Consider the following 20,867-nt stretch of genomic DNA (forward strand, 5'->3'; position numbering starts at 1 on the left):
GCTGAAATAATTGCTGCTGAATATTAAGTTTTCTGCTGACCGTTTGGACAGCTTGCTGTGAAAAAGATAAAACAAAGAAGCCTCTTCAATGTGAGAGGCTTCCTGATGTATTATAACTGAATGTTGTTGACGTTCAAACCGTCAGACTGAACTGAGCGGGCGTATTTAACGGCCGGTAAACCAAAGACCATGATGTAGCCAATGCGATGATCATCGGGTATGCCAAAGGCCGCTTTTAGTTCTGGTGCTATGTGTTCCATCACTGCTTTCAGAAAGCCATTCCACAAGGTGCCAATGCCCATGGTGTTGGCCAACAGCTCAAAGTAGCTCAGTGAAATAACGCAATCGGCCACTCCGTTACCGTTTGTTTCAGGGGCTGTGGCAATTATCAGGTGAGGGGCACCTCTGAAAATAAGATCAATACCTTTGGTTTCCCACATTTTCTGCATGGCTCCGTACATCGACAAAGAGCTATCTAATTGTTCTGCTTCGATGGCGCGCTTTATGGCATCATAGACAAGCTGACGAACTTTATCCATCTCCTCACGGGTATTGGTGAGTGATAGTAAGACCTGATTTTTATTGTGACCAGTAGGAGCATGAGCAGCACTTTTTATCAGCTGCTGAATGGTTTCAGCGTTTACTTCTTCATTTTTGAATTTACGAATAGAGCGGCGTGTCAGGATGAGGCGCTCCATGTCTTCCGCTGAAGGTATATGTTCATCCACCGGAATGCTGTCTTCCGGATTCTTACCAAAGATAGAAAGGGCACCTGTTGGACATACAGCCAAGCAATGCTGGCATCTGATGCAGTTCTTCTCTTTTCCTTCTTTTATTTCCGGTACACCGTTTTTGCCATTAATGATTAGGGTGGGGCACTCTTTGGAGCAAAGTCCACACTGCGTGCATTTTGCCTCGTTAATTTTAAAGTCTAACATTTGTCTTTTACTTTTTTTGGGACGACAAATGTAAGCAATCCATTTAGCTTGAAAGTATATTTTTATTTAATGAATGTTTAATTGTGATGCCTGAAACAACAGCCCAATACTAATCAATCACTAATTTTTGAATCACCGGTAATACTCACTCAGGGTTTGACACCGTTCAGGATAGTATGAGTATGTGTGTAAAGGGTTTAACTTACTCAGCTTCTACGTTTAGCATAAATACTTCATATTGTCCCCGCTCTTTTTCTGGTAAATGAATTTGAGAGGTGGTAAAGTAAAGTTGACCGTTTGTATCCATGGTAAATGAGTCGGCCCAGCGAATGCGAGGCGATTGGATAACGGTTTCAAGTTTAGCATCTGTGGTTAACCTGTTTATTGAATTGTTTTCCAGACCTCCTAAATATAAATTCCCTTTTTTGTCGAAAAGCATTCCATCAGTAGCCGGTATTTTTTTAACTTTTTCAACGCGTCTGCCTATCTCATCAGCACTGAGCGTAACATCCATCAAAACTTGTGTAGGTAAGCGGTAAAGTGTGTGCCCCGATAGGGCTATGTAGTACAAATAAGCACGGTCGGGCGACAGCGCAATGCCATCTGCATGCACTTTGTTTTCCCAACGGTGTCCATCGCATATCAGGTGGTCTGTTTCGTTGTGTGTGGAAGGATGATGATCCAATAGGCGTTGCGATTCGCCAGTTGTAAGGTCTAGTCGGATGATGGCTCCATCGCCTGAATCGCTTATATAGGCTATTTCCTGTTGGGTGTCAATTCTTACATCATTAAAGTAGGATTGTGGTTGATAGACGCCTGGAGGAAAGGTGTATGTTTTTACCAATTCATCGTTGGACAGATTATAGTGATAAAGCTGTGGGCCATTTTTGTTAACGCCCTTAAATTGTGGGTTGTTCGTATCCAGTACCCACAATCGGTCTTTGTCATCGATATAAACCGATTGTATGGCATTAAATGTGTGATTTCCGGTACGCTGGTTTTGTTCCATATTTGGGTAGGCACGTGCAACACCATTTTTTATTTCAGCTACACTTACAGGTACATGGCCCGACCAGTAGGGGTAATTAACAAACATTCGCCCCTCCTTACTTATGGCGATCCCAGTCCACTGTTTTTCGGATACAATGATTGGTGTCAGATTCAGAGCGGTATTTTGATCCTTTTTTTTGTTGAATTGGCATGATGTAAAGGATATAACGAGAGCAAAAATAAGGAGTAGATATCTCATATTCAGAACTTATTAAGTTTACTGAAACAATTTACAAAAATATAATTGGTTTTACCGATGTCGGACTCCATCTTGGGTGATAGTAAATCTATAGGCAGTGATTTAATAATGATAAGCTGTTGCAGATTAGTTGTTCTGCATGATTGACTAAACGCTAGCCCTTAGTACAGAAACTATTCCTGCATTGAGTTTATATTAATCGAATAAATCTCCAATGACAGTTGGTTTTGAAACACAATCAGATTGGCTTTTAAGATTGCAGTATTAAGAAAGTAAGACAGTTTTTAGTTCTATTCGCAAACTTTTTTTGTCCTTAGTGGAAAATTATGACTAAAATAAATAGCTCAAAAACTATTTATGCATGCAGGATTTGCGTCATCTTATCAGCAAGGGGTATAAAAAAAGGAGGAAATTCACATTGAATTTCCTCCTTAAAGGTACAGTAATAAAAAACGTTATATAGTTAAACTACTTTCACATTAACGGCATTTAAGCCTTTTTTACCTTCTTGTAAATCAAATTCTACTTCGTCACCTTCACGGATTTCGTCAGTTAATCCAGTAACGTGCACAAAATGTTCTTTACCATTCTCTTCAGTGATAAAGCCGAAACCTTTTGCGTCATTGAAGAATTTTACTTTTCCTTTATTCATCTTATTGTATTGAAATTATAATATGCGACAAACATACATTAATAATCTGAGATTCAATGCTATTTAATGAAATAGTGTATTTTTTTACAAAAATTAACAGTTGATAAACCTCGTTTACATTTAAGCTATCTTCTGAAATAGAACAGCAAGCAACGCTGCCGGCTGTGCGATATATGAGCAATGAGGCTTCAAATATTTGTTAGGCGCTGAGACTTTTGATTCGTCATTTATACAAACGAAAAAAGACCTACAAAGTAATTTGTAAGTCTTTTTTTTCAGCTGTCGGGATGACAGGATTCATGCCATTCCCTGTAAATCTTTTATAACCAATATGCTGTGAAAATCAATATAAAGCGATTCCCGAAAAGCTCCCGATTCAAATGATTGAATTTGAATGCGTTTGATATCCGTTGATACTAACAAAGTTACGAAAATAATTTCCACGATTTGCATCAAAATTGACTAAAAATAATGAGTAGCAATAAGGAAAATCACGTTAAATACTGATTTCTCTGCTTAAGGATGCGTAAGGATGATAATCAAAGGTGATAGCGAGATACATCAAATAGATTCAAATAGGTTGAGATGAAGGAACAGTGCTACCGTTGGAAAAGGGTGAGGGCGTGATTAATCAACTAAATATTCACGGACGAGCCGGGCATCTATGCCTGTATAAAAGGCAAACTCCTCGGTTGTTATGAACTGGTGTTCTTGTTTGCCCAATGCTTTTTTAATATTATTCAGCATACGCCTGCTTGTTTTTTCGCTTTTCCCAGTGATGCGTTGCACATCTTTTGGGTAGATGCATAAACGGGTTAGCTTCATAGATTTTATACTTTTTTACTACTATATCTATACTTCATCATTGCTTGAAGTGTACTTCTAATATACTAAAACAAGTGCTGATTTATGTGATGTTTTCCGGACAAAAGTGCCCTTGTGAGACAAGGCGGACAGCGTTATTTGAATTGCTACATATGGGATTGTACTTTGAGCTTATTAACCCATAAAACATGATGTTATGGCAAGGCAAAAAGGAGTGATTAAGCTGGAAGGGCGCGTTGGTGATTTATCATTTTACAAGAGTGGAGGTCAGTATATGGCGCGTGAAAAAGGAGGCGTGGACGGAGAGCGCATTAAGAAGGACCCGGCCTATGCACGTACGCGTGAGAATGGCGCTGAGTTTGGCCGCGCCGGGAAAGCCGGTAAGGAGTTGCGAAATGCTTTGAATGAAGTATTGGTGCGGGGGTCGGATAATCGGGTTTCAAACCGGTTGGCTGCAGCTATGCTGAAAGCGATACAGGCTGATGCGACTAACCGGCGCGGAGAGCGCACGGTGCTGGATGGTAACCTATCCTTACTGAAAGGTTTTGAGTTTAATGCGGCCGCTCCGTTGGAAACAATCTTGAAACTGAGCCACACAGTTGCTTTTGACCGGGCCGCTGGTACGACGCAGCTGGCTATTGATGCGTTCAATCCGAGTGAAGAGGTGCCACAGGTGGAAGGTGCTACGCATGTGCGTTTTATTCTGGCAACGGCAGCGGTTGATTTTGGTAACCAGAGCTATGAAGTGGATGTGGTGGATGGTGCCGATGTTGAGCTGAGCGCTCTTGAGCAGGCGGCTATCAGCATTGATAGTGCTATCTCCGCAGATTCACCTCATCCGGTGTTTATTGTGGTTGGGGTGGAGTACTACCAGGCGGTGAATGGGCATATGTATCCTATCCAAACAAAGACACATAACCCAATGGCGATTGTGGAGGTGGATAAAGTTTAGGCAGTAGTTGTTAGCCAGTAGGCAGAAGTGATTTACAACTTAATTAAAAGACAGGATTATGAGTGAGGCTTCATTGAATGGTAGCGGACGAGTGGGATTTCTTGGTGGTACAATAATTAGTCTACTGAATGGGATTTCATTTGAAGGAGTTATTGAGACTGTTTTCTATACGTTTCTGGGTACGATCGTGAGTTTTGGTGTATCGTGGCTGCTGAAGTATTTCATGAAGAATCATTTGAAGGGTAGATAGTTGAGGAGTTGATAGTTTAAGGGTTGAGGAGTTGAACTGGTGAATTGATTAACTAGTAGGCGAGCCAGACAAGGGCTGTGTTTGTGATGAAATTTATTGGTTGGCAGAAACGGCTGTTGATAATGTGTGTTGATGGGCCCTTGAATTTTGAATTCAAGGGCCTTTTTTGTGATCGCGAATTGAGCTAATAAAAATGAATTATAACGAATCATTGGGTAATGAAGTTTTTTGAGAAGATGCAGGCATTGTTGGGGAATGGCCTTTTTAAGGATGTGGGCGACCTCATCGACCGGTTTGTGACGACTGGAGCTGAGAAGCAACAGCTGCAAACGGAACTGATGGAGCTGCAACACCGGCATGAAATGGAGGTGGTGAAACTATCTCTGGAGGCGGAGCAGGAATTTAATCAGCGGGTGAAGGAGCTGGAAGGAACGGCTAAAGACCTGCATGAGTCGGGTTGGTTGGGTAAGGTGGTGCTGTTTATGCGGGGTGCTCAGCGGCCTTTGTGGGGCTATTTTGTGGCGTATATGGATTACATGGTGTTTGCCGGGAATTGGTCATTGAAAGGCAATGAAAAACTGGAATCGGCATTGTGGGTCATTAATTTTCTGGTGTTGGGATTCTTGTTTGGCGAACGGGCGGTTAAGAATGTAGCGCCGCTGGTGAGTGAGATGATGAGTAAAAAGAAGTGAGGTTATAACATGCTGCTGTCTTACCAGACAGGTTTTCATTTTTGGCATTGCTCCAAAAACGAAACAAAAAAAGCTAGTCAAATCGATGGGCTTGCGCGCTTTGCCTGCTTGACATTAAATCTATCAAAGTAAGGTCTCGTTCCGCGACAAAGGTCAAGCCCCTTTGATGTATTAATAGGTCAATCAGTCATTCACGCCTCCAATGGCTCTTGCGATTTGACCGGCCACCGCGCGAGAGACTGGCATTGAGAGGGTTCTCCAGCTCCCGCCATGGCGGGACACGTGCGTTGCTGAGGTCAAAGAATGAATTAGTTAATGGGTAAAAATTAGGAATATGGAATTAAAGGTTTTGAGATATAGTAGTTCTAAGGAGAGTACTTTGGGGCTGTTATTTATTGATGGGGTGTTTGCTTGTTATACTTTGGAGGATGAGCACCGGGCTGTTAAGGTAATAGGTGAAACACGTATACCGGCCGGTCGCTACAGAGTTGAGCTGCGCACGTTTGGCGGGCACCATTGGCGGTATCTAAAAAAGTATGGGCCAGAGTTTCATAAAGGCATGCTGCAGGTGATGGATGTGCCTGGCTTTACCGATATTCTACTTCATATTGGTAATGACGATGATGATACGGCCGGCTGTTTATTGGTTGGTGACACGGCGAATAATAACCAGGAGAAAGCGGGTTTTATTGGCAATAGTACGGTGGCCTATAACCGGTTTTATCCGCTTGTGCGGGATGCTATTTTGAGGGGTGATGAGGTGATATTAGAGGTGCGCGATAGGGTATAGGGATGATAGAGGATTTGCGCACCAGCCAGGGTAATATATCTTAATTACCCACCGTTTGGTGAAATGGTTTTGACTTCCGAAATCAGGACTGCTATTGGCAGACTCATTACCCGGTTTTTCCAAAAAGGTTTCATCAGTACAATTTATAAGAATTACACTATGGTTCTTAATAAAAATTCTTTTAATTATTTATTTTTATGAAATCATTAAACGATAATTAGAATGTTTTTTAGAATCAGGAATTTTTATATGAATTAATCACATAGAGTGGAACAAAATCATGCAAAAAACGTTAAAAATAAACCTGTAAGTTGATTTTATGAGAATAGTATGTATATTTGGTGAAAATCTAACTGCAGTAAAATACCATGAGGAACAGCCTGATGAATTAGAACGTTTATTTGATTTGTGGGCTGACCCTGATTATTTATCAACATTCTTCGAAGAGAATGAAGCAGATTTAGGATATTATAATTTAACAATCGACAATGCAATTTCTGATACAATTGAAGAAGCTCAATTACTTAGTGATACATTATTCGACGCAGTTCAAAATGAGCCCATTGAACTAGATGTCCTATTTCGGAACCTGGATAATAACGAAGTCCGCATTCTTTCTTTATCAAAACAAAAAGCCCGTAGAAGGTGGTTAAGATTATATGCAATTAGAATTGATTCCAATGTTTACATGATTACAGGAGGTGCTATCAAATTATGCGAAAAGATGGACGATAGACCCAATACAGCTCAAGAGTTAGTCAAACTCGAAAAGTGTAAACAGTATTTACAGCAAAACGATGTATTCGACATCGATTCATTTAAAGAAATGCTAAATGAATAAGACTTTGAGCTTTTAGTAACATTAGTAGTAACATTAGTAGTATGAGTAAAGCAAACTTGGAAAATTTCAAAAAGCTAATCAGTGATGATAAATCTGGCTGGTTAGAAAAAGCCAAATGGCGCAAAGAAAATAGAGCCTGGTTAGATAAGTCAGCTAAAATAGCTGTGCGCATTTTGAGCGAAATACGTGCTCAGAAACCGGTGAACGGCATGACACAGAAAAAGCTGGCCGAGGCAATGAACGTTACTCCACAATACATTAATAAAGTAGTGAAGGGTAAAGAAAATATGACCCTTGAAACCATTGCTAAAATTGAACAAGTATTGGGTATTAGCCTCATGGAAGTGCCTACTGGCAAAACAACCCTCAGTGTAAAAGCGGCTTCAATTGATAAAGTTGACAGAAATACGGCTGTTACAGTGGCGACTAAAGTGATTAAACTAAATACAGGATTCACAACCCCAACAGGTACCAATGGATAATAAAAACAACGAGGTAAGCTTTGCACTGGCCAAAGTGACAACAGAGCAGTTTGCCACATTCGAAGATAACTTTTGCCCTGATAGTGACATACAGCTAAAGTTAGACTTCCGCTTTAATGCCAGTATTGAAAATCATCTGGTAGGGGTATTTGCGGCCTTTACATTCGCATGCAATGAAAAACCATTTATGACAATTGAAGCAGGTTGTCACTTTGAAATCAATACTGAATCTTGGGAAAACTTATTCGATAGCGAAAGTAAACAACTCACCATTCCCAAAGGTATGATTCAACACTTGGCAGTAATTACAGTAGGCACTGCACGTGGCATACTGCATGCCAAAACTGAGAACACAAAATTCAACCAGTTTCACCTGCCCACAGTTAATTTGGCCGAAATTATTACAGAAGACCAGGTCTTTGAATTGACCGATAACAATAATTGACCCGTAATCAATGACCCTTAAAGAACTCAAGGCTGCTTTAGCTCAGGCTCAAGCTCCATCATGGTACGAGAACCTAACGCTAAATCTGAATTTCAATACTATTGGCATAACACATAACCTGCAAGGTTTTACGGCCATCTACCTGTTCTTTCAGACTCAAAAAAAAGGGTGGGAAGCTTTGGGAGATAAAATACCCACTGTGTTAATTGATTCATCCTCCTTCTTTAAGGATACTCTGAATAATCTTGAACAATTCATCTCATATGCTCAAAGTTATTCCGATAGTCAGCTCACTGGAGTTTGGAATAATGTTCAAAGAAATATTAATTCTAAACAGCCACAACGTATTTTTACTTATAACTGTCCAGAAACAGAGTTTCTAATTAAACTTGACCTGGAGCAACCTGAACATATTCAGGAAGTTTTCAACTTTATCGTTGCCTATAAAACCGGGCATGGCATTTCTCCTACAACGCCTAAAAACTTCGCTTCCTACGCTATCGCCTACGAGTTCATCCAAAAAGACACTTCTAAAATCACCGAACGCCGCAATGCCGAAAAAGCATCCATCACTCGGCTTCGTAATGACTTTAGTAAATACCTGTCCGAATCAGAACAGCAGCTTAACGACTACTTAAAAGCCTCGCAGGAAAAAAGCGAAAACTACGCCAAGGCCATCGATACAACCAAAGAATCTAAAGAAACCGTTTTCAATAATTGGTTTGAGGAAGCCAAGGAGAACCATAAAAACTTCGTTAAAGAGACCGGTGATAATAAAGAGGTCCTTGAAAAAACCTACAAGGAACTACTCAGCTTAAAAGCCCCTGCTGATTATTGGGAAAACAGGGCTACAACACTAAAAAAACAAGGACAAAAAACATTAGTAGCATTGGTTGCCTTAGTCGTTTTGGGTGCGGGACTTTTGTTTACTCTATTACTACTATTACCGGGGGAAACACTTGATAAAATATTTCAAACAACCGGGACAGCCATTCGGTGGTCCATCATTTTTATCACCTTTATTTCATTCCTGGCCTATGGCATTGGCTTGCTGGCCAAAGTAACCTTTAGTGCCTTTCACTTGGCACGCGATGCCGAGGAACGCAAACAATTAACCTACCTATACCTCTCCCTAAAGCACGATGGCAATGTCGATGATAAAGACCGTCAGCTTATTCTACAATCCCTGTTCAGCAGAGCCGACACAGGCCTTTTAAAAGACGATGCATCACCAACCATGCCGGGGGCCAATGGGTTTATTAATAAGATCATCTCACAATAGTATAGGTTTGAGTTGAATTAGTTATAATACATCTAGACTTAAACCCTTAAACCACCTTTTTTTCAGACTGACAAAATCAGTCAAGGTTGAGGGGCGGTAAGCTGCGCTTACTTGCGAATTAAAGGAATTGAGAATGCGAATTGACGAATATAAAGTAAAGAATCAGCGTTGAGCGATGAGTGTTGAGGGGGTAAGTAAAAAGCGATAATTAGAAAGATTTGGAGCCCCGAACCCGCAGGGCCTGACCTTTACTATTTGGCAGGCTGGGAGATTTTTGTTTAAGGATTGAAGGATAGGCAGAGGGCAGAAGATATACTGAATAGGTATTAAGGGCAAGCGCCTGCGATTAGCGTAGGGATGGAAGCGCAATGAGCGAATGAAGTTGACGTAGCGGGACGCTACGCCTAACGAATGAGTGGTTTTGCGCAGGAATGGCGGGTCGAGCCGACTGCGAGTGGAGCAAGGGTGGCAGGATGAGCGAGAGAGACAGGACGTAGCGGGACACTATGTTCCGCTCATTAAACATTGACAGGTAACTAATTATCGGCGAACACAAATTTTATTCCTTTAGTTAGTGCGGCAGGGTACATGGAGTAATGGGTTTCATTTTCGATTATGGCTGTTTGGAAGATAAAGCCGGAATAGTTCCGTTCATTGATGACCTTATTAAAGTCATGCCATGGCTCTGTTATTATTTGGTAATCTAAACTACCTATTGCCGAAAATACGCAGGAGTTAAGTTCTTTATTGCGCGATGCGTATCGGGCTTCTTGTTCAAAAACATCGCGATTGTTCCATTGTAAGGCCGGTCCGGCAATTATATAGTTCTTAAACAAAGAAGGTTTGGCGAAAAGAATATTCGTACAAATGAGGCCACCAAAGGAAATACCAATTAGTGTTTGATTAGTACAGGACAGTTTATATTCATCTTTAATAAATGGAAGTAATTCATCTTCTATGAATCGGATAAACTGAACCCCACTACCAGCTAATGGCCATTGCCCAAAAACATTAGAAGAATCTTTGCAGACAGTATAGTCTCTGGAGCGTTTTTGCCACCATGTAGCTTCAGAACTGCCATAACTGATGCCAATCAGCGCTACAGGTGGTATCTCCTGGCACCAGTTCAGCCATCGGACAATATCATAGGTCATGCCGAATGTCATGTCTGCATCTAAAAGTACTAAAATAGGTAAGGAGTCAAGGGGTGTTGGAGTATCGGGGATGTAAGCTTCAATCAGGAAGCTGTCTTTAACCGCCTCAGACATCAACCAGGTTGTTTGGGTGTTCTTGAGACTCACAGGGCTTTTTTGTCCATACGACCAGGAGCAAAAAAGGCTTATCAAAAGGAGTGTAAGCAGGGACTGTTTCATGATCTACTGATTCAATTAATAGGATAGCTTAATAAATTGATTTAAATCTTCACTCAGCTTTTGTAGCTGGGTTTGGTCGATGTACATCATATGACCAGCCTCATAGTATTTGATGGTGACGTTGTCTTTGGTATTCTCTTCAAATTGGATATGGTCAAAACAATAGGTGGTTACAGAGAAGGGGGTGGCACCATCATAGTAAGCTGCAGCAACAAAAATCTTAAGAAAAGGATTCTTAATCAGTGCTCTACTGATGTCTTCTCCCAAATAGATAGGACGACCTTCAAATCTTCCACTTTTCCAGTGTGCTGATATAGAGCTGTTAAAGGTAATGTATTGACGTTCGTCGAGGTAATTGAGGTCTGTTTTAAGGTATTGGTAAAAAGTGGTGGAGTATGGGCCGTCCATAATTGTGATACTCGGGTCGTACAAGGCATCACTTGTCCAATTGTCTGTTGGGTTAATTGGTCTTGTTAATCGTGAGTCATACCTTCCCATTCGCAGTCCATCTTTTTCAAGAAGTTTGTCGTAGAACATTTTAGTACTAATACGCAAATTCTTACTTTTTAGGTATTCGACATCTAAACCGGTTAATTCAGATAACCTTACTGCCAAGTTATCAAGTTCTGTTTGGGATAGATTATTTCCTTTTATTATTGCCAGGGCTAGTTCATTTTGAGCAAATGCTTCTGATTTTTTGATGGTTGAAAACAGGTCTGGCATTAAATCATCATTTAATTTATTATGGAACCAGGCCGTTGCGGTGTAAAATGGTAAGATGGTCATATATGGTAGCTCATTACCCGGGGAGTCCCAGGTGAGTATATCATTTGTAAACGGGGAAATAAGCATGATGCCATTAATATACACGTTGTATTCGTTCTGCAGAAAGGATGTTACTACGCACGCTCGAAAGCCACCATAGCTTTCTCCAATGATTAATTTAGGTGAGTTAAAGCGATTGTTTTTAGATAAATATAAGCGAATGAACTCGGCCGTGGCCTGCATATCTTCATCAATTCCATAAAATGCCTCCTCAGTAATTGATTTATCCGCCACGCTAAATCCAGTACCGACGGGGTCGATGAAAACTAAATCGGTATTTGGCAGTACAGAATAGATGTTATCGACTAAGTGATAGGGTGGAGGCAGTAGATCACCATTTTTGCTCATCTCCACTCTTTTGGGGCCCAGAATACCCAGGTTTAATCCTAAAGAGGCAGCCCCAGGTCCCCCGTTGAAAGCAAAGGTAACCGGGCGGTTGGCTGTGCTATCGTCTAGTGTGTAGGCGACATAAAATATGGAAGCCAGGGGGTTTTGCTTTTTATCCTTGAGGATAATGGTGCCTGCTGTTGCGGTGTAGTTGTGTGCCGAATTGTCAATAATCAGTTTGTGTTTGGTTTTAATAGTTTGCTCCTTTAGCTCTGGGCTTCTTTTGTCTTCTTGCGCCAGAACTAACGAAAGGCAAAATGAAATAGACAGCGCAAGTAAAGTCCGTGTTACAGTTTTCATGGCAGTATGTTTTAATTGAATGCGAATGAGACTAACAGGGACGAGGCAACAAAATTACGAGGCTATATAAGAGTTGTCAATGCCGAAATTAACTTTGGTGCCCAGCAAGGCCGCACAAGCAGCTATAGTTTGATTTATTTGAAATTAGGGACAGGTGCCTACAGCAAGCGTTTGGATGGAAGCGCAATGAGCGAATGAAGTTGACGTAGCGGGACGCTACGCCTAACGAATGAGTGGTTTGCGGTGGAATGACGGGTCGAGCCGACTGCGAGTGGAGCAAGGGTGGCAGGATGAGAGCGACCAACGGAAGCGGAAAGTGCCATAGCTTGGTAGTGGAGGCACGGAACGAACAAGCCGAGGGCTGGCGGATTTTTTGCCATGAGACGGAGTGAATACGGCGCGTGCGTTTGGGAACTAAGGGGCATGAGAAATTAGAGGAGAGAGATGAGTAGTGAGTAATCCGATGGTTTACAGCTTAGCTATGAGAATGTGGATTGGGTTATATGGTGTTGAAAAGTTGAGGAGTTTAGCGGTTGAAATGGGAACCGAATGCGCCTTATGCGGGTGACGAAGTGGCAGTTTTATGGATGTGAGCTATGAGTAATGAGATGATGTGCAGCTTGGTAATGGAATGAGTAACTGTTGAATTGTGGAATTGTGGAATTGAAAGAAAATGAGTTGAAGCATTGATGGTGATGAAATGTGGAAACTGCTACTGCAGGCACAAGGGAGCGACGAGTGAACGGAGGCCAAAGCAAAAAATGTGACCCCGTAAGGGCTTTGCCCACGGGGCGCAGCAGCCCGATGCCCGCCGCGACTAGCAGGCGAGCCAAACACTGGCAGCGGTTGTGGTGAGGGTTTATTGGAAGAACAGACGTAGCGAGACGCTACGCCCAACGAAGTGGCGGAACGCAAGGCTGTGAAGACAATGTGCCTGAGACACAAGGAGAGCTGCCGTGAGGAAGCCCGTTGGAACTGCAAAGGGCGTGACTGGCTCATTTTTATTTGGATGGGTAATGGGAGAATAATAGCATTGGAACGCGAGGGGACTCGCGCACCAGCATAGGGATTTGGCGAACTGTCGATTTGTGAATTTGAAAAAGGAATAACCATTACCCATGAATAAAAATGACTTTAGTGAGCAGCGCTATTTGAATGCCTTTAAAGCAGACAATGAAAATAGGGCTGCGAAAGCCTGGCACGATACTTTGCTGACGAGGGCTGACGAACACCGATGGACCGGTTGACTCAAAGAGTTACTTAGAATGTGATGGTGATATATAAAGTTCGTAAACGCTTTATTTTCATGTTATAAACATTTTTGTACTGAGATTATAATTCGAAGCATAACTGCATCGAACATGTTTACTGATTCTGGCGGAAAGATAACGACCATTGTGGAGAGTGAATTCGGTGGCGATGAAAGCTCTCCAAATCTATTGGATGCAGAAGAGGATTTTGCTGAAACAAGCAACGAAAATCAGGATAAGGAGCAATTTGAGTTAAGCGAGTATGAAAAAGGCATCCTGGATGAGGTTGTGAGGGAGATGCATTCGGCCACACCACGTCAAATACGCATTTACTATTACCGATATTTGCTCGCAAAGAATATCCTGAGTAAGCTGGAAAAGGAACCTTTAAATGAAAAGGAAGTAGAATATTTAAGCAGGGCACTCAATGGACGTGATAAACTGGAAGGTGTGCCCAAGAATGAACGAATTGAGCAGGTTGTTGATTTGGTTGTGACCTATTAAGGTTTAAAAATAAACCAAGAGTATTTACAAAAGTGTAAAAATATACTACATTTGTGATGTCATTGCTCAGTTGAGTAAAGGACTTGGTTGGCCGCATTACCGTAAATGCGGTTTTTTTATGCGCATTGGTTTCGTTCTTTATTAAGGTAATAGTTGAGGTTTTTATCATCTACACAAAAGCCAGTAATCAAAAAGTAATCGGGTAAGACCTCCTCCAGTATAACCATGTATTTCTTCGCTTTATACCAGAAATACTCGCGTATTGTATCATCACTTTCCTGAAATTTAAAGCATGAAATGCGCTCGTCGTTTCTGTTTTCCAAAATTGGTTTAATCCAATGGATGCGGTTGGCTCTATCGGCTCTGAAAGAACGCTTTTTACCACGTCTGAGATTTTCAGTACGGGTGACGATATGGACAAATTTTTCAAAATAGCGAGAAAAGTGAGCTGGCAAACCATCTTTTCGAGGATTGTAAATATGGCGTTTAACCACTAGTTTTTTACCATCGATTTCAAAGGTATTATCAATGAAATGGTTTTGAAAAACTGCATGCAGTTCATCTAATTTATCTTCCTCATCCTGTGTTAATGAATCGAAGTATGGTTCCAAAGCATCAAGCACGTCTTTCATTACAGGATTTTTTTGCGTGGTTGATGGTCGAATATATTGAATTTTTCCTCCCAAGGTTCGGTGCCCTCATCCAGTTGATAGCCGGACTTATGTTCGAGGTATCTGATGATATCTACTTTAACCGGACTGGCATTGTCAACCAGATGTTGGTCACGTGATTTATAGGTTACTGCACCAATGAAGAAATCTGCCAGCTGGATGAACACCGATTCGTGAGAGCGAATATGTTGGAAGAGCTCAAATGGCGTATCACCATAATGTCTGTTACTAAATACTTCGTGTATTTTTCTCAGTTTATCACGGCCTCTGGTATCTTTTATGTCCAGGAAAACGCGATACCGATCCCATGAGGGCGTGAACCATTCATTATTCAGGAGGAAATAGATGAGCTTATAGTAGAAGTTATCGTGACTTCCCTGGTTAAATTGTTCGTGGTTGAGGTTGTTTTTGTATTTAACGACTACCGTCCGAAAAGCTAATGGCTTTTCAAAGAAGAAATCAATCAGTTCGTGGTAAAACTCTTTTTTTGTGTTGCTGCAGGTGTTCCATTTAAATTCATGGGGTATGCCGTGCTTTTCTTTTAAGGTAATCAATTCACTTTTAAGATCACTGTATTGATTGTGAGGTACCTTAATGAAGCCGATGCTCATGACACTGGAATGGTCATGCTGTAAGTGGCAGCTTTCGTCGATGAATATATCGTAATGGTTCATTTGTTTAAATGATAAAAACTATTAATCCTCTTTCTTTGACAATTTATCAATTTGTTCCTTGAGTTTTTTAATCTGGTCGTCTTTATTAATTAGTTCATACTTTAACTCCAACTCGTTCCAAGTATGAAAAGCTTGGATTTGATTGGCAATGGCAATTAGAGGGCCTATACTAATTATGATGCGATACGAAGATTTACAATCGTAGGCTGTTTCATCAAAGATTTTACTAAATAGTTGTGTTTCGGAATAATAGGAGCGAACTTCTCCTGCGATATCAATTAACTGAAATCCGATAAGATAGAAATCACTACCTATTAAGGGATTCTCAATTGTAATATTCTTGAACTTCCAGGAGCCAAACGTTAATGTGTCGGATTGTTCATTTTGAATAAATTCTACATTGTATATCTTCTTATTATTTTCATTCTTTTTGAGTGTGATCCAAAAGATGAACTGAGCATTTGCTTTTAATGCTGATTCTTTATTTTCATACTCCCTGATATCGCCATTGCTAAAGGCTGCAAATATTGCCATGGGTTTTTATAATTTTGGGATTGGTTGTTATTTAACCAATCTAGTTATAATTACTGTTACATAATTAATACTAAAGCCGTATGGACTCCCGTTTTGACACGGGACAAGTCTTTACTTTTTGTCATTGCCACAAAAAGTAAACAAAAAACTCTAGTCAAAAAAAAGCTTCATCCCGCCGCCCAACGCGCGCTCGCCTTTTTGACAGTCCAACGCTCCAGAGCTGTGTATTTTGAACTAATTTTTCTACTGACTTCAAATTTAACTACTAGCTTCAATACTTACATGAAATACATGTTTCTTTTACGGTCTTGTTATCCCATTAATAAAGGTTTCTACAAAACCGATTATCTTATCTGTAACCCGTTCAGCTACTGTTTTGCGTTCTTTTAATGATGGCCGTTTATTCATCATGTCAATGATATCATCACGGAGCGGTTTCTTTTCGGTAAACATGTAGTTGCCAATTACCTCCTGCAATTTTTCGGCATCCAGGTTTTCTTCCTTACTCAGGTTTTCGATGGCCAAGAGGCGCTCCTTGCTCCAGTAGTTTTCGAATTCATCCTGAATATCATCGACATCCTCAATGAGAGGCAGGTTCTCCTGGATAAAGCGCTCTATCAACTCACGCTTGCTACGCATCCTGGCGTCACCGGTCATGATTTCAATGATAGACTGTTTTTGTTTCTGTTGCTCTTCTTCAGGTGCATCTTTCAATTTGGCCAGCAACTTGAGTATATAGGCGACGTTTATTTCATCGCGGTGAATGAGTTCCAACTCAAAATCGATATCTCCCAAGATGGATACTTTTTCCTTTTGATGGGCTGATTTAGCTTTATCGTATAAGTCGAGGTACTTGCTTTTGTAATCTTCGAAGCTTTGTTCTGGCATGGACAGGTCATCGAACTTAAATTCAGTAAAGGTGACCAGTACATTTTTCAGGCGCATCAGTTCGCGGAATGCTTTAATGAACTCCAATTCTTTTTCCTCATCCTGCAAGTCATTGACGCTATTAACGGTTGGCGCAATTTTGAGCAGGTCAATAAATGCCGTATTGAATTTAGCCACATACTCTTCGTAGGGCTGCATGATGATTTCATCTTTGGCATTGATGTTGGAAAACAGCGAAATGGCTTCATCCGTGGCTTTTTTCAGGTTACGGAATGATACGATGTTACCCTGTGATTTCAGCTCGTTTAAAATACGGTTGGTACGTGAATAAGCCTGAATCAGACCGTGATATTTGAGGTTCTTATCGACATAGAGGGTATTTAGGGTTTTGCTATCAAAACCGGTTAAGAACATGTTGACCACCAACAATACATCAATCTGCTTGTGTTTAACGCGCTTAGCGATGTCATTGTAATAGTTATAGAAACTTTCACTGTTCTTAGTAGTGAATTTTGTTTTAAATTGCTTGTTATAATCCTGGATAAAACTTTCCAGATGGTCCCTGGTATGCTGCGTGTTGTACTTTGCTTTTGGTTCGGCCGCTATGCGTGGATTGTTATCCATATCATCGAGGAACTCATCATCGATGAAATTACCCATGGCGTCCTTATCGTCCTCATTCGCGGTATAGGAAAATATAGTAGCCACATTTAAGTTATGCAGACCCTGTTCTTTTTTCTGCTGGAACAACTTGTAATACTCAACTACCGGTGTAAATCCTGTTTCGTGTTCTACCTGAGAAACTGCAAAAATACTTGTAAACTCGCGGTTGTGCGTTTTACGACTGTGGTTATTGATTATGTAATCGACAATGTTATTGAGGCGTTGCGGGGCATTCATCACTTCGGCCTTATCAATGGCTTCTACATTGATGTCAAAGATTTCATCCTTCTTTTTAAAGGTTCTGATGTACTCTACCGAGAACTTCAACACATTTTCATCGCGGATGGCATCGGTAATAACGTATTCATGCAGCTTTTTATCAAACAGCATCTTGGTTGTTCGCTTTCCAAACTCATTGGTTCCGGCATTTTTTTCGAAAATAGGCGTACCAGTAAAACCAAACATCTGGCATTTGGTGAAGAAGTTCTTAATGTCGTCGTGCGTTTTGCCAAACTGAGAGCGGTGGCACTCGTCGAAGATGAACACAATGCGCTTGTCCTTTTGTGTTTCCATTTTGGACAAGTAGCGCTTTTTACTGATAGCGGTATTGAGCTTTTGAATGGTGGTTACAATCAACTTATTGTCACCTGTCATTTGCTTGACCAGGGTATTGGTGTTGTTGGTGCCATCGATGCTACCTTTGCTAAAGGCGTTAAACTCTTTGGTAGTTTGATAATCGAGGTCTTTACGGTCGACCACAAACACCACCTTGTGCACTTTTGGGTAGTTGGTAAGTATCTGCGCCGTTTTAAAGGAGGTGAGTGTTTTTCCGGAACCGGTGGTGTGCCAGATGTAGCCAAATTTGGTGGTGGTTTGCACCCGTTCAATGATGGCCTCCACGGCATAAAACTGATAGGGGCGGAGCACCATCAGTATCTTGTCGGACTCGTGAATGACAATGTATTTACAAATCATCTTGGAGATGTGACAAGGCTCCAGAAATACATTAGTAAAATCGACCAGTTGGGTGATGAGCTGGTTGTTGACATCGGTCCAGTAAAAGGTTTGTTTAAAGGAACGGGCTTTCAAGGGACTATTGGCGTAGTATTTGGTATTGACCCCGTTGCTGATGACAAAAATCTGGATGAACTGAAAAAGACCATGACCTGCCCAATAGGAATGCCGCTCGTAACGATTGGTTTGGTTAAAAGCTTCTTTTAGCTCCAGGCCACGGCGTTTGAGTTCAATCTGTACGAGGGGCAACCCGTTGATTAGGATGGTGACATCGTAACGGTTTTTGTATTTGCCTTCCATGGTTACCTGCTGTGTGACCTGGAACTGGTTTTGACACCAATGGATTTGATTGATAAGCTCAATGGTTTTTGCTTCACCTTTATCATTGGTGTAGGGCACCCGGTCGCGCAGTATTTTGGCTCGCTCAAATACATTGCCTTTGTTGATGTAGTTGAGTATTTGCTTAAAGTCGTTATCAGAAAGCTCTGTTTTGTTGTGGACTTCTAACTGTGACTTCAGGTTGGTCAATAGGTCACTTTCATCGTTAATGACAACATTTTTATAACCCAATTTAATTAATTGGGCTAACAGATTGTTTTCTAATACTTGTTCGGGTTGGGTTGTCATAATCTGCTAGGACAATATAAACTGATTCAACAAATCCTTTAATTCAATTCTATACCTTTCTCTCTCCATAAGTGGAGGTTGCTCCTCTAGTACATTCAATAATTTGTAATCAGGAAAATCTCTATTCCTCAAGTAGAAGTCGATTACAGATTCAGTTTCTAACTTATTTAACGAATGGAATGACACCATCTTGTTGAATTTCTTTACTCTGTCGTTAGTCCAAAAGTCTTCATATGCAGGTATATCAGGTACTATATTAGATAAGTTACTAGTTTCAGGAGTAGCAATTTTCTCCGGTTCTTTCTTTAAGTCGGAAAGGCGTCGATACTTGTGAGAAATATAGCTGCTTATGTGTGATAGGTCTGGATATACTGAGCCAGCATGAATATTAAGCGTTTCTAACTGCTCAAGAAGGGCAGCTTTACTTTCAGCATCAATAATAATGTACTTTTCAGGTAAGTCATTAATCTTCTCTTTAATTCCATTGCCAGTCCCTATGAAGATAAAATCACCACTTTGATTATTAATTCTTTGGTTCTTAGCGACTCCTTTCAGGTAGCTAATACCTTTTAGAAACTCACTATCGTAAGTTTCATTCTTATAAATCGCTTCCAGGGCATTTAATCTGTTATCCTCAAAATTCAGGAATTTCATTTCATCATTAGGTGAAAAGGTAAAGACAATTCCATCAGACTCTTTGCGTTCCATGTTATTGCAAGCAAAAAATATGGCTACCAAAGGATTTCGTGTGATATCCAGTAAGCGTGTAGGCATGCCGTAGTGTTGCATGGTGATAAGACGGTCGTATACTCCGATGTCATTTTTGAAAGCTTCGGGTTTTAATGAGAGAATATCGTAGTACATATCAGCCTCATATTTCAGATATTTAGGCTCTCTTGTTATACTAGCATTTAGTATCCATGATGATACGGCCTGACCACGGTAATACTCTCCGGCATCATCTTTACTCATAATATCAAGTAACTCTCTTAGCTCTTCTTTTTCTGCACCACCATCCTTTGAGAAAATAAAATGGATTTTTGACTTGTACTTTTTATGAATATAAAGTGAATCGATTTTCTTTCTGAGTGATTGATTATCCTTGCCAGATTGATGTTTGATGATATCTAAACTAGTTGTAATCTCTTGGTATTGTGTCGGTAAGCTATTTCGGAATTCGGAGTATTCTTTATTGTGAATGCTATGACCATTAATTATAACGTACTGAATATAGGTAATGAGGTAATTGTTTCTCTGTATAGGGATGACCTTTTCAAGGTGTTTGATTTCAGTCTCTAACTGCTTAATTTCCTCATTATAAAGCTCATCCTTTTTCTTTAAGCTCGGCTTTTTATAATTGTTGTTTAAAGTCTTTTTATGCTGTTGAAGTTGTTTAGATAAAAGCTCATAAAAAGTGAATTCCTTTATGTATTCATACCTTTGGCTTTGGTCTTTCTTATTTTTATTATCGAAGAGTTTAGCAATATTTTTTATTGTCAGATCACTACGGTGTGAGTACCTGTTTACATAGAAGATGATATCTTCCGAATCAAAAAAGCTATTGCCTAATTCGTTGATATTATCCTTTAGCTCACCACTTAATGTAAAATGAGCAAACTCAAGATTCCCTTCTACCCTAAAATACTCTTCTGACCAGTAAAAGTACTTACGTGGAATGCCCTCTATTTTTAGTAAAGAGTCGAAAAAAACCTGAAAACTTCTATTGATATGTAGCTGTAATTCATCAAAATCTTTCATA

At 40.5% G+C, this 20,867-nt stretch carries 21 protein-coding genes; 9 read left to right on the top strand and 12 right to left on the bottom strand.

Features of this window, described 5'->3' with window-relative positions; all coding sequences use genetic code 11:
• Nucleotides 1–110: 110 nt before the first annotated feature.
• From ACSX1H_RS04445 to ACSX1H_RS04460, 4 genes are all read right to left on the bottom strand, one after another.
• On the bottom strand, nucleotides 111–938 hold the full coding sequence (locus tag ACSX1H_RS04445) for a nitroreductase family protein (protein WP_439182488.1): 828 nt from the start codon (nucleotides 936–938) through the stop codon (nucleotides 111–113).
• A 202-nt stretch (nucleotides 939–1,140) separates the two neighbouring features.
• The gene (locus ACSX1H_RS04450; RefSeq protein WP_439182490.1) at nucleotides 1,141–2,187 is read right to left on the bottom strand and encodes an L-dopachrome tautomerase-related protein; all 1,047 of its coding nucleotides are present in this window, start codon (nucleotides 2,185–2,187) and stop codon (nucleotides 1,141–1,143) included.
• A gap of 463 nt (nucleotides 2,188–2,650) precedes the next feature.
• The gene (locus ACSX1H_RS04455) at nucleotides 2,651–2,839 is read right to left on the bottom strand and encodes a cold-shock protein (RefSeq protein ID WP_439182492.1); all 189 of its coding nucleotides are present in this window, start codon (nucleotides 2,837–2,839) and stop codon (nucleotides 2,651–2,653) included.
• Nucleotides 2,840–3,466: 627 nt separating this feature from the next.
• Nucleotides 3,467–3,664, bottom strand: coding sequence for a hypothetical protein (locus ACSX1H_RS04460; protein ID WP_439182494.1), 198 nt, complete (start codon nucleotides 3,662–3,664; stop codon nucleotides 3,467–3,469).
• 196 nt (nucleotides 3,665–3,860) lie between these two features.
• Here ACSX1H_RS04460 and ACSX1H_RS04465 point away from each other — a divergent pair, with 196 nt between their 5' ends.
• The 4 genes from ACSX1H_RS04465 (at nucleotide 3,861) to ACSX1H_RS04480 (ending at nucleotide 6,348) form a co-directional block, all read left to right on the top strand.
• Complete coding sequence (locus ACSX1H_RS04465; RefSeq protein ID WP_439182496.1) at nucleotides 3,861–4,616, top strand: hypothetical protein; 756 nt, start codon at nucleotides 3,861–3,863, stop codon at nucleotides 4,614–4,616.
• 58 nt (nucleotides 4,617–4,674) lie between these two features.
• The gene (locus tag ACSX1H_RS04470; protein WP_439182498.1) at nucleotides 4,675–4,866 is read left to right on the top strand and encodes a hypothetical protein; all 192 of its coding nucleotides are present in this window, start codon (nucleotides 4,675–4,677) and stop codon (nucleotides 4,864–4,866) included.
• A 218-nt stretch (nucleotides 4,867–5,084) separates the two neighbouring features.
• Complete coding sequence (locus tag ACSX1H_RS04475) at nucleotides 5,085–5,558, top strand: hypothetical protein (protein WP_439182500.1); 474 nt, start codon at nucleotides 5,085–5,087, stop codon at nucleotides 5,556–5,558.
• A 334-nt stretch (nucleotides 5,559–5,892) separates the two neighbouring features.
• Nucleotides 5,893–6,348 (top strand): DUF5675 family protein, encoded by a 456-nt coding sequence (locus tag ACSX1H_RS04480; RefSeq protein ID WP_439182501.1) that lies wholly within the window; start codon nucleotides 5,893–5,895, stop codon nucleotides 6,346–6,348.
• Between the two features lie 747 nt (nucleotides 6,349–7,095).
• Here ACSX1H_RS04480 and ACSX1H_RS04485 read toward each other — a convergent pair.
• Nucleotides 7,096–7,254 carry a CotD family spore coat protein gene (locus ACSX1H_RS04485; protein ID WP_439182751.1) on the bottom strand — a complete coding sequence of 53 codons (159 nt, stop codon included), beginning with the start codon at nucleotides 7,252–7,254 and terminating at the stop codon, nucleotides 7,096–7,098.
• Here ACSX1H_RS04485 and ACSX1H_RS04490 point away from each other — a divergent pair.
• Genes ACSX1H_RS04490 through ACSX1H_RS04500 form a run of 3 tightly spaced genes read left to right on the top strand, consistent with a single transcriptional unit; the run spans nucleotide 7,231 to nucleotide 9,398 of the window.
• Entirely contained in the window at nucleotides 7,231–7,671 is a 441-nt protein-coding gene (locus tag ACSX1H_RS04490) for a helix-turn-helix transcriptional regulator (RefSeq protein WP_439182503.1), read from the top strand. The genes ACSX1H_RS04485 and ACSX1H_RS04490 overlap by 24 nt on opposite strands.
• Nucleotides 7,664–8,116, top strand: a complete 453-nt coding sequence (locus ACSX1H_RS04495; RefSeq protein WP_439182505.1) for a hypothetical protein — start codon at nucleotides 7,664–7,666, stop codon at nucleotides 8,114–8,116. Before ACSX1H_RS04490 ends, ACSX1H_RS04495 begins: the two co-directional genes overlap by 8 nt.
• A 10-nt stretch (nucleotides 8,117–8,126) precedes the next feature.
• Nucleotides 8,127–9,398, top strand: a complete 1,272-nt coding sequence (locus tag ACSX1H_RS04500) for a DUF6161 domain-containing protein (protein WP_439182507.1) — start codon at nucleotides 8,127–8,129, stop codon at nucleotides 9,396–9,398.
• 536 nt (nucleotides 9,399–9,934) lie between these two features.
• Here ACSX1H_RS04500 and ACSX1H_RS04505 read toward each other — a convergent pair.
• On the bottom strand, nucleotides 9,935–10,771 hold the full coding sequence (locus ACSX1H_RS04505) for an alpha/beta hydrolase (RefSeq protein WP_439182509.1): 837 nt from the start codon (nucleotides 10,769–10,771) through the stop codon (nucleotides 9,935–9,937).
• 15 nt (nucleotides 10,772–10,786) lie between these two features.
• Nucleotides 10,787–12,283: a S10 family peptidase gene (locus ACSX1H_RS04510; protein ID WP_439182511.1), complete on the bottom strand. Its 1,497-nt coding sequence runs from the start codon at nucleotides 12,281–12,283 to the stop codon at nucleotides 10,787–10,789.
• A gap of 1,118 nt (nucleotides 12,284–13,401) precedes the next feature.
• Here ACSX1H_RS04510 and ACSX1H_RS04515 point away from each other — a divergent pair.
• A complete protein-coding gene (locus ACSX1H_RS04515; RefSeq protein WP_439182513.1) occupies nucleotides 13,402–13,530 on the top strand; it encodes a hypothetical protein in 129 nt (42 codons plus the stop codon).
• A gap of 114 nt (nucleotides 13,531–13,644) precedes the next feature.
• Nucleotides 13,645–14,037, top strand: coding sequence for a hypothetical protein (locus tag ACSX1H_RS04520; RefSeq protein WP_439182515.1), 393 nt, complete (start codon nucleotides 13,645–13,647; stop codon nucleotides 14,035–14,037).
• Nucleotides 14,038–14,153: 116 nt separating this feature from the next.
• Here the strand turns inward: ACSX1H_RS04520 and ACSX1H_RS04525 are convergent, their stop codons facing one another.
• From ACSX1H_RS04525 to ACSX1H_RS04545, 5 genes are all read right to left on the bottom strand, one after another.
• On the bottom strand, nucleotides 14,154–14,669 hold the full coding sequence (locus ACSX1H_RS04525) for a hypothetical protein (RefSeq protein ID WP_439182517.1): 516 nt from the start codon (nucleotides 14,667–14,669) through the stop codon (nucleotides 14,154–14,156).
• Entirely contained in the window at nucleotides 14,669–15,382 is a 714-nt protein-coding gene (locus ACSX1H_RS04530; RefSeq protein ID WP_439182518.1) for a DUF3800 domain-containing protein, read from the bottom strand. The genes ACSX1H_RS04525 and ACSX1H_RS04530 overlap by 1 nt, the downstream gene beginning before the upstream one ends.
• Nucleotides 15,383–15,403: 21 nt before the next feature.
• Nucleotides 15,404–15,916 (bottom strand): hypothetical protein, encoded by a 513-nt coding sequence (locus ACSX1H_RS04535; protein WP_439182520.1) that lies wholly within the window; start codon nucleotides 15,914–15,916, stop codon nucleotides 15,404–15,406.
• Between the two features lie 300 nt (nucleotides 15,917–16,216).
• Nucleotides 16,217–19,108: a type I restriction endonuclease subunit R gene (locus ACSX1H_RS04540; protein ID WP_439182522.1), complete on the bottom strand. Its 2,892-nt coding sequence runs from the start codon at nucleotides 19,106–19,108 to the stop codon at nucleotides 16,217–16,219.
• A 6-nt stretch (nucleotides 19,109–19,114) separates the two neighbouring features.
• Complete coding sequence (locus ACSX1H_RS04545; RefSeq protein ID WP_439182524.1) at nucleotides 19,115–20,866, bottom strand: FRG domain-containing protein; 1,752 nt, start codon at nucleotides 20,864–20,866, stop codon at nucleotides 19,115–19,117.
• Nucleotide 20,867 lies beyond the last annotated feature (1 nt).

It is taken from the genome of Carboxylicivirga taeanensis (assembly GCF_051851475.1).
GTDB classification, from domain to species: Bacteria; Bacteroidota; Bacteroidia; order Bacteroidales; family Marinilabiliaceae; genus Carboxylicivirga; species Carboxylicivirga taeanensis.

What these genes read in the sequence shown, in the direction of transcription:
- ACSX1H_RS04445 (WP_439182488.1), bottom strand. Translation starts at nt 938, where the DNA reads ATGTTAGACTTTAAAATTAACGAGGCAAAATGCACGCAGTGTGGACTT.
- ACSX1H_RS04450 (WP_439182490.1), bottom strand. Translation starts at nt 2,187, where the DNA reads ATGAGATATCTACTCCTTATTTTTGCTCTCGTTATATCCTTTACATCA.
- ACSX1H_RS04455 (WP_439182492.1), bottom strand. Translation starts at nt 2,839, where the DNA reads ATGAATAAAGGAAAAGTAAAATTCTTCAATGACGCAAAAGGTTTCGGC.
- ACSX1H_RS04460 (WP_439182494.1), bottom strand. Translation starts at nt 3,664, where the DNA reads ATGAAGCTAACCCGTTTATGCATCTACCCAAAAGATGTGCAACGCATC.
- ACSX1H_RS04465 (WP_439182496.1), top strand. Translation starts at nt 3,861, where the DNA reads ATGGCAAGGCAAAAAGGAGTGATTAAGCTGGAAGGGCGCGTTGGTGAT.
- ACSX1H_RS04470 (WP_439182498.1), top strand. Translation starts at nt 4,675, where the DNA reads ATGAGTGAGGCTTCATTGAATGGTAGCGGACGAGTGGGATTTCTTGGT.
- ACSX1H_RS04475 (WP_439182500.1), top strand. Translation starts at nt 5,085, where the DNA reads ATGAAGTTTTTTGAGAAGATGCAGGCATTGTTGGGGAATGGCCTTTTT.
- ACSX1H_RS04480 (WP_439182501.1), top strand. Translation starts at nt 5,893, where the DNA reads ATGGAATTAAAGGTTTTGAGATATAGTAGTTCTAAGGAGAGTACTTTG.
- ACSX1H_RS04490 (WP_439182503.1), top strand. Translation starts at nt 7,231, where the DNA reads ATGAGTAAAGCAAACTTGGAAAATTTCAAAAAGCTAATCAGTGATGAT.
- ACSX1H_RS04495 (WP_439182505.1), top strand. Translation starts at nt 7,664, where the DNA reads ATGGATAATAAAAACAACGAGGTAAGCTTTGCACTGGCCAAAGTGACA.
- ACSX1H_RS04500 (WP_439182507.1), top strand. Translation starts at nt 8,127, where the DNA reads ATGACCCTTAAAGAACTCAAGGCTGCTTTAGCTCAGGCTCAAGCTCCA.
- ACSX1H_RS04505 (WP_439182509.1), bottom strand. Translation starts at nt 10,771, where the DNA reads ATGAAACAGTCCCTGCTTACACTCCTTTTGATAAGCCTTTTTTGCTCC.
- ACSX1H_RS04510 (WP_439182511.1), bottom strand. Translation starts at nt 12,283, where the DNA reads ATGAAAACTGTAACACGGACTTTACTTGCGCTGTCTATTTCATTTTGC.
- ACSX1H_RS04515 (WP_439182513.1), top strand. Translation starts at nt 13,402, where the DNA reads ATGAATAAAAATGACTTTAGTGAGCAGCGCTATTTGAATGCCTTTAAA.
- ACSX1H_RS04520 (WP_439182515.1), top strand. Translation starts at nt 13,645, where the DNA reads ATGTTTACTGATTCTGGCGGAAAGATAACGACCATTGTGGAGAGTGAA.
- ACSX1H_RS04525 (WP_439182517.1), bottom strand. Translation starts at nt 14,669, where the DNA reads ATGAAAGACGTGCTTGATGCTTTGGAACCATACTTCGATTCATTAACA.
- ACSX1H_RS04530 (WP_439182518.1), bottom strand. Translation starts at nt 15,382, where the DNA reads ATGAACCATTACGATATATTCATCGACGAAAGCTGCCACTTACAGCAT.
- ACSX1H_RS04535 (WP_439182520.1), bottom strand. Translation starts at nt 15,916, where the DNA reads ATGGCAATATTTGCAGCCTTTAGCAATGGCGATATCAGGGAGTATGAA.
- ACSX1H_RS04540 (WP_439182522.1), bottom strand. Translation starts at nt 19,108, where the DNA reads ATGACAACCCAACCCGAACAAGTATTAGAAAACAATCTGTTAGCCCAA.
- ACSX1H_RS04545 (WP_439182524.1), bottom strand. Translation starts at nt 20,866, where the DNA reads ATGAAAGATTTTGATGAATTACAGCTACATATCAATAGAAGTTTTCAG.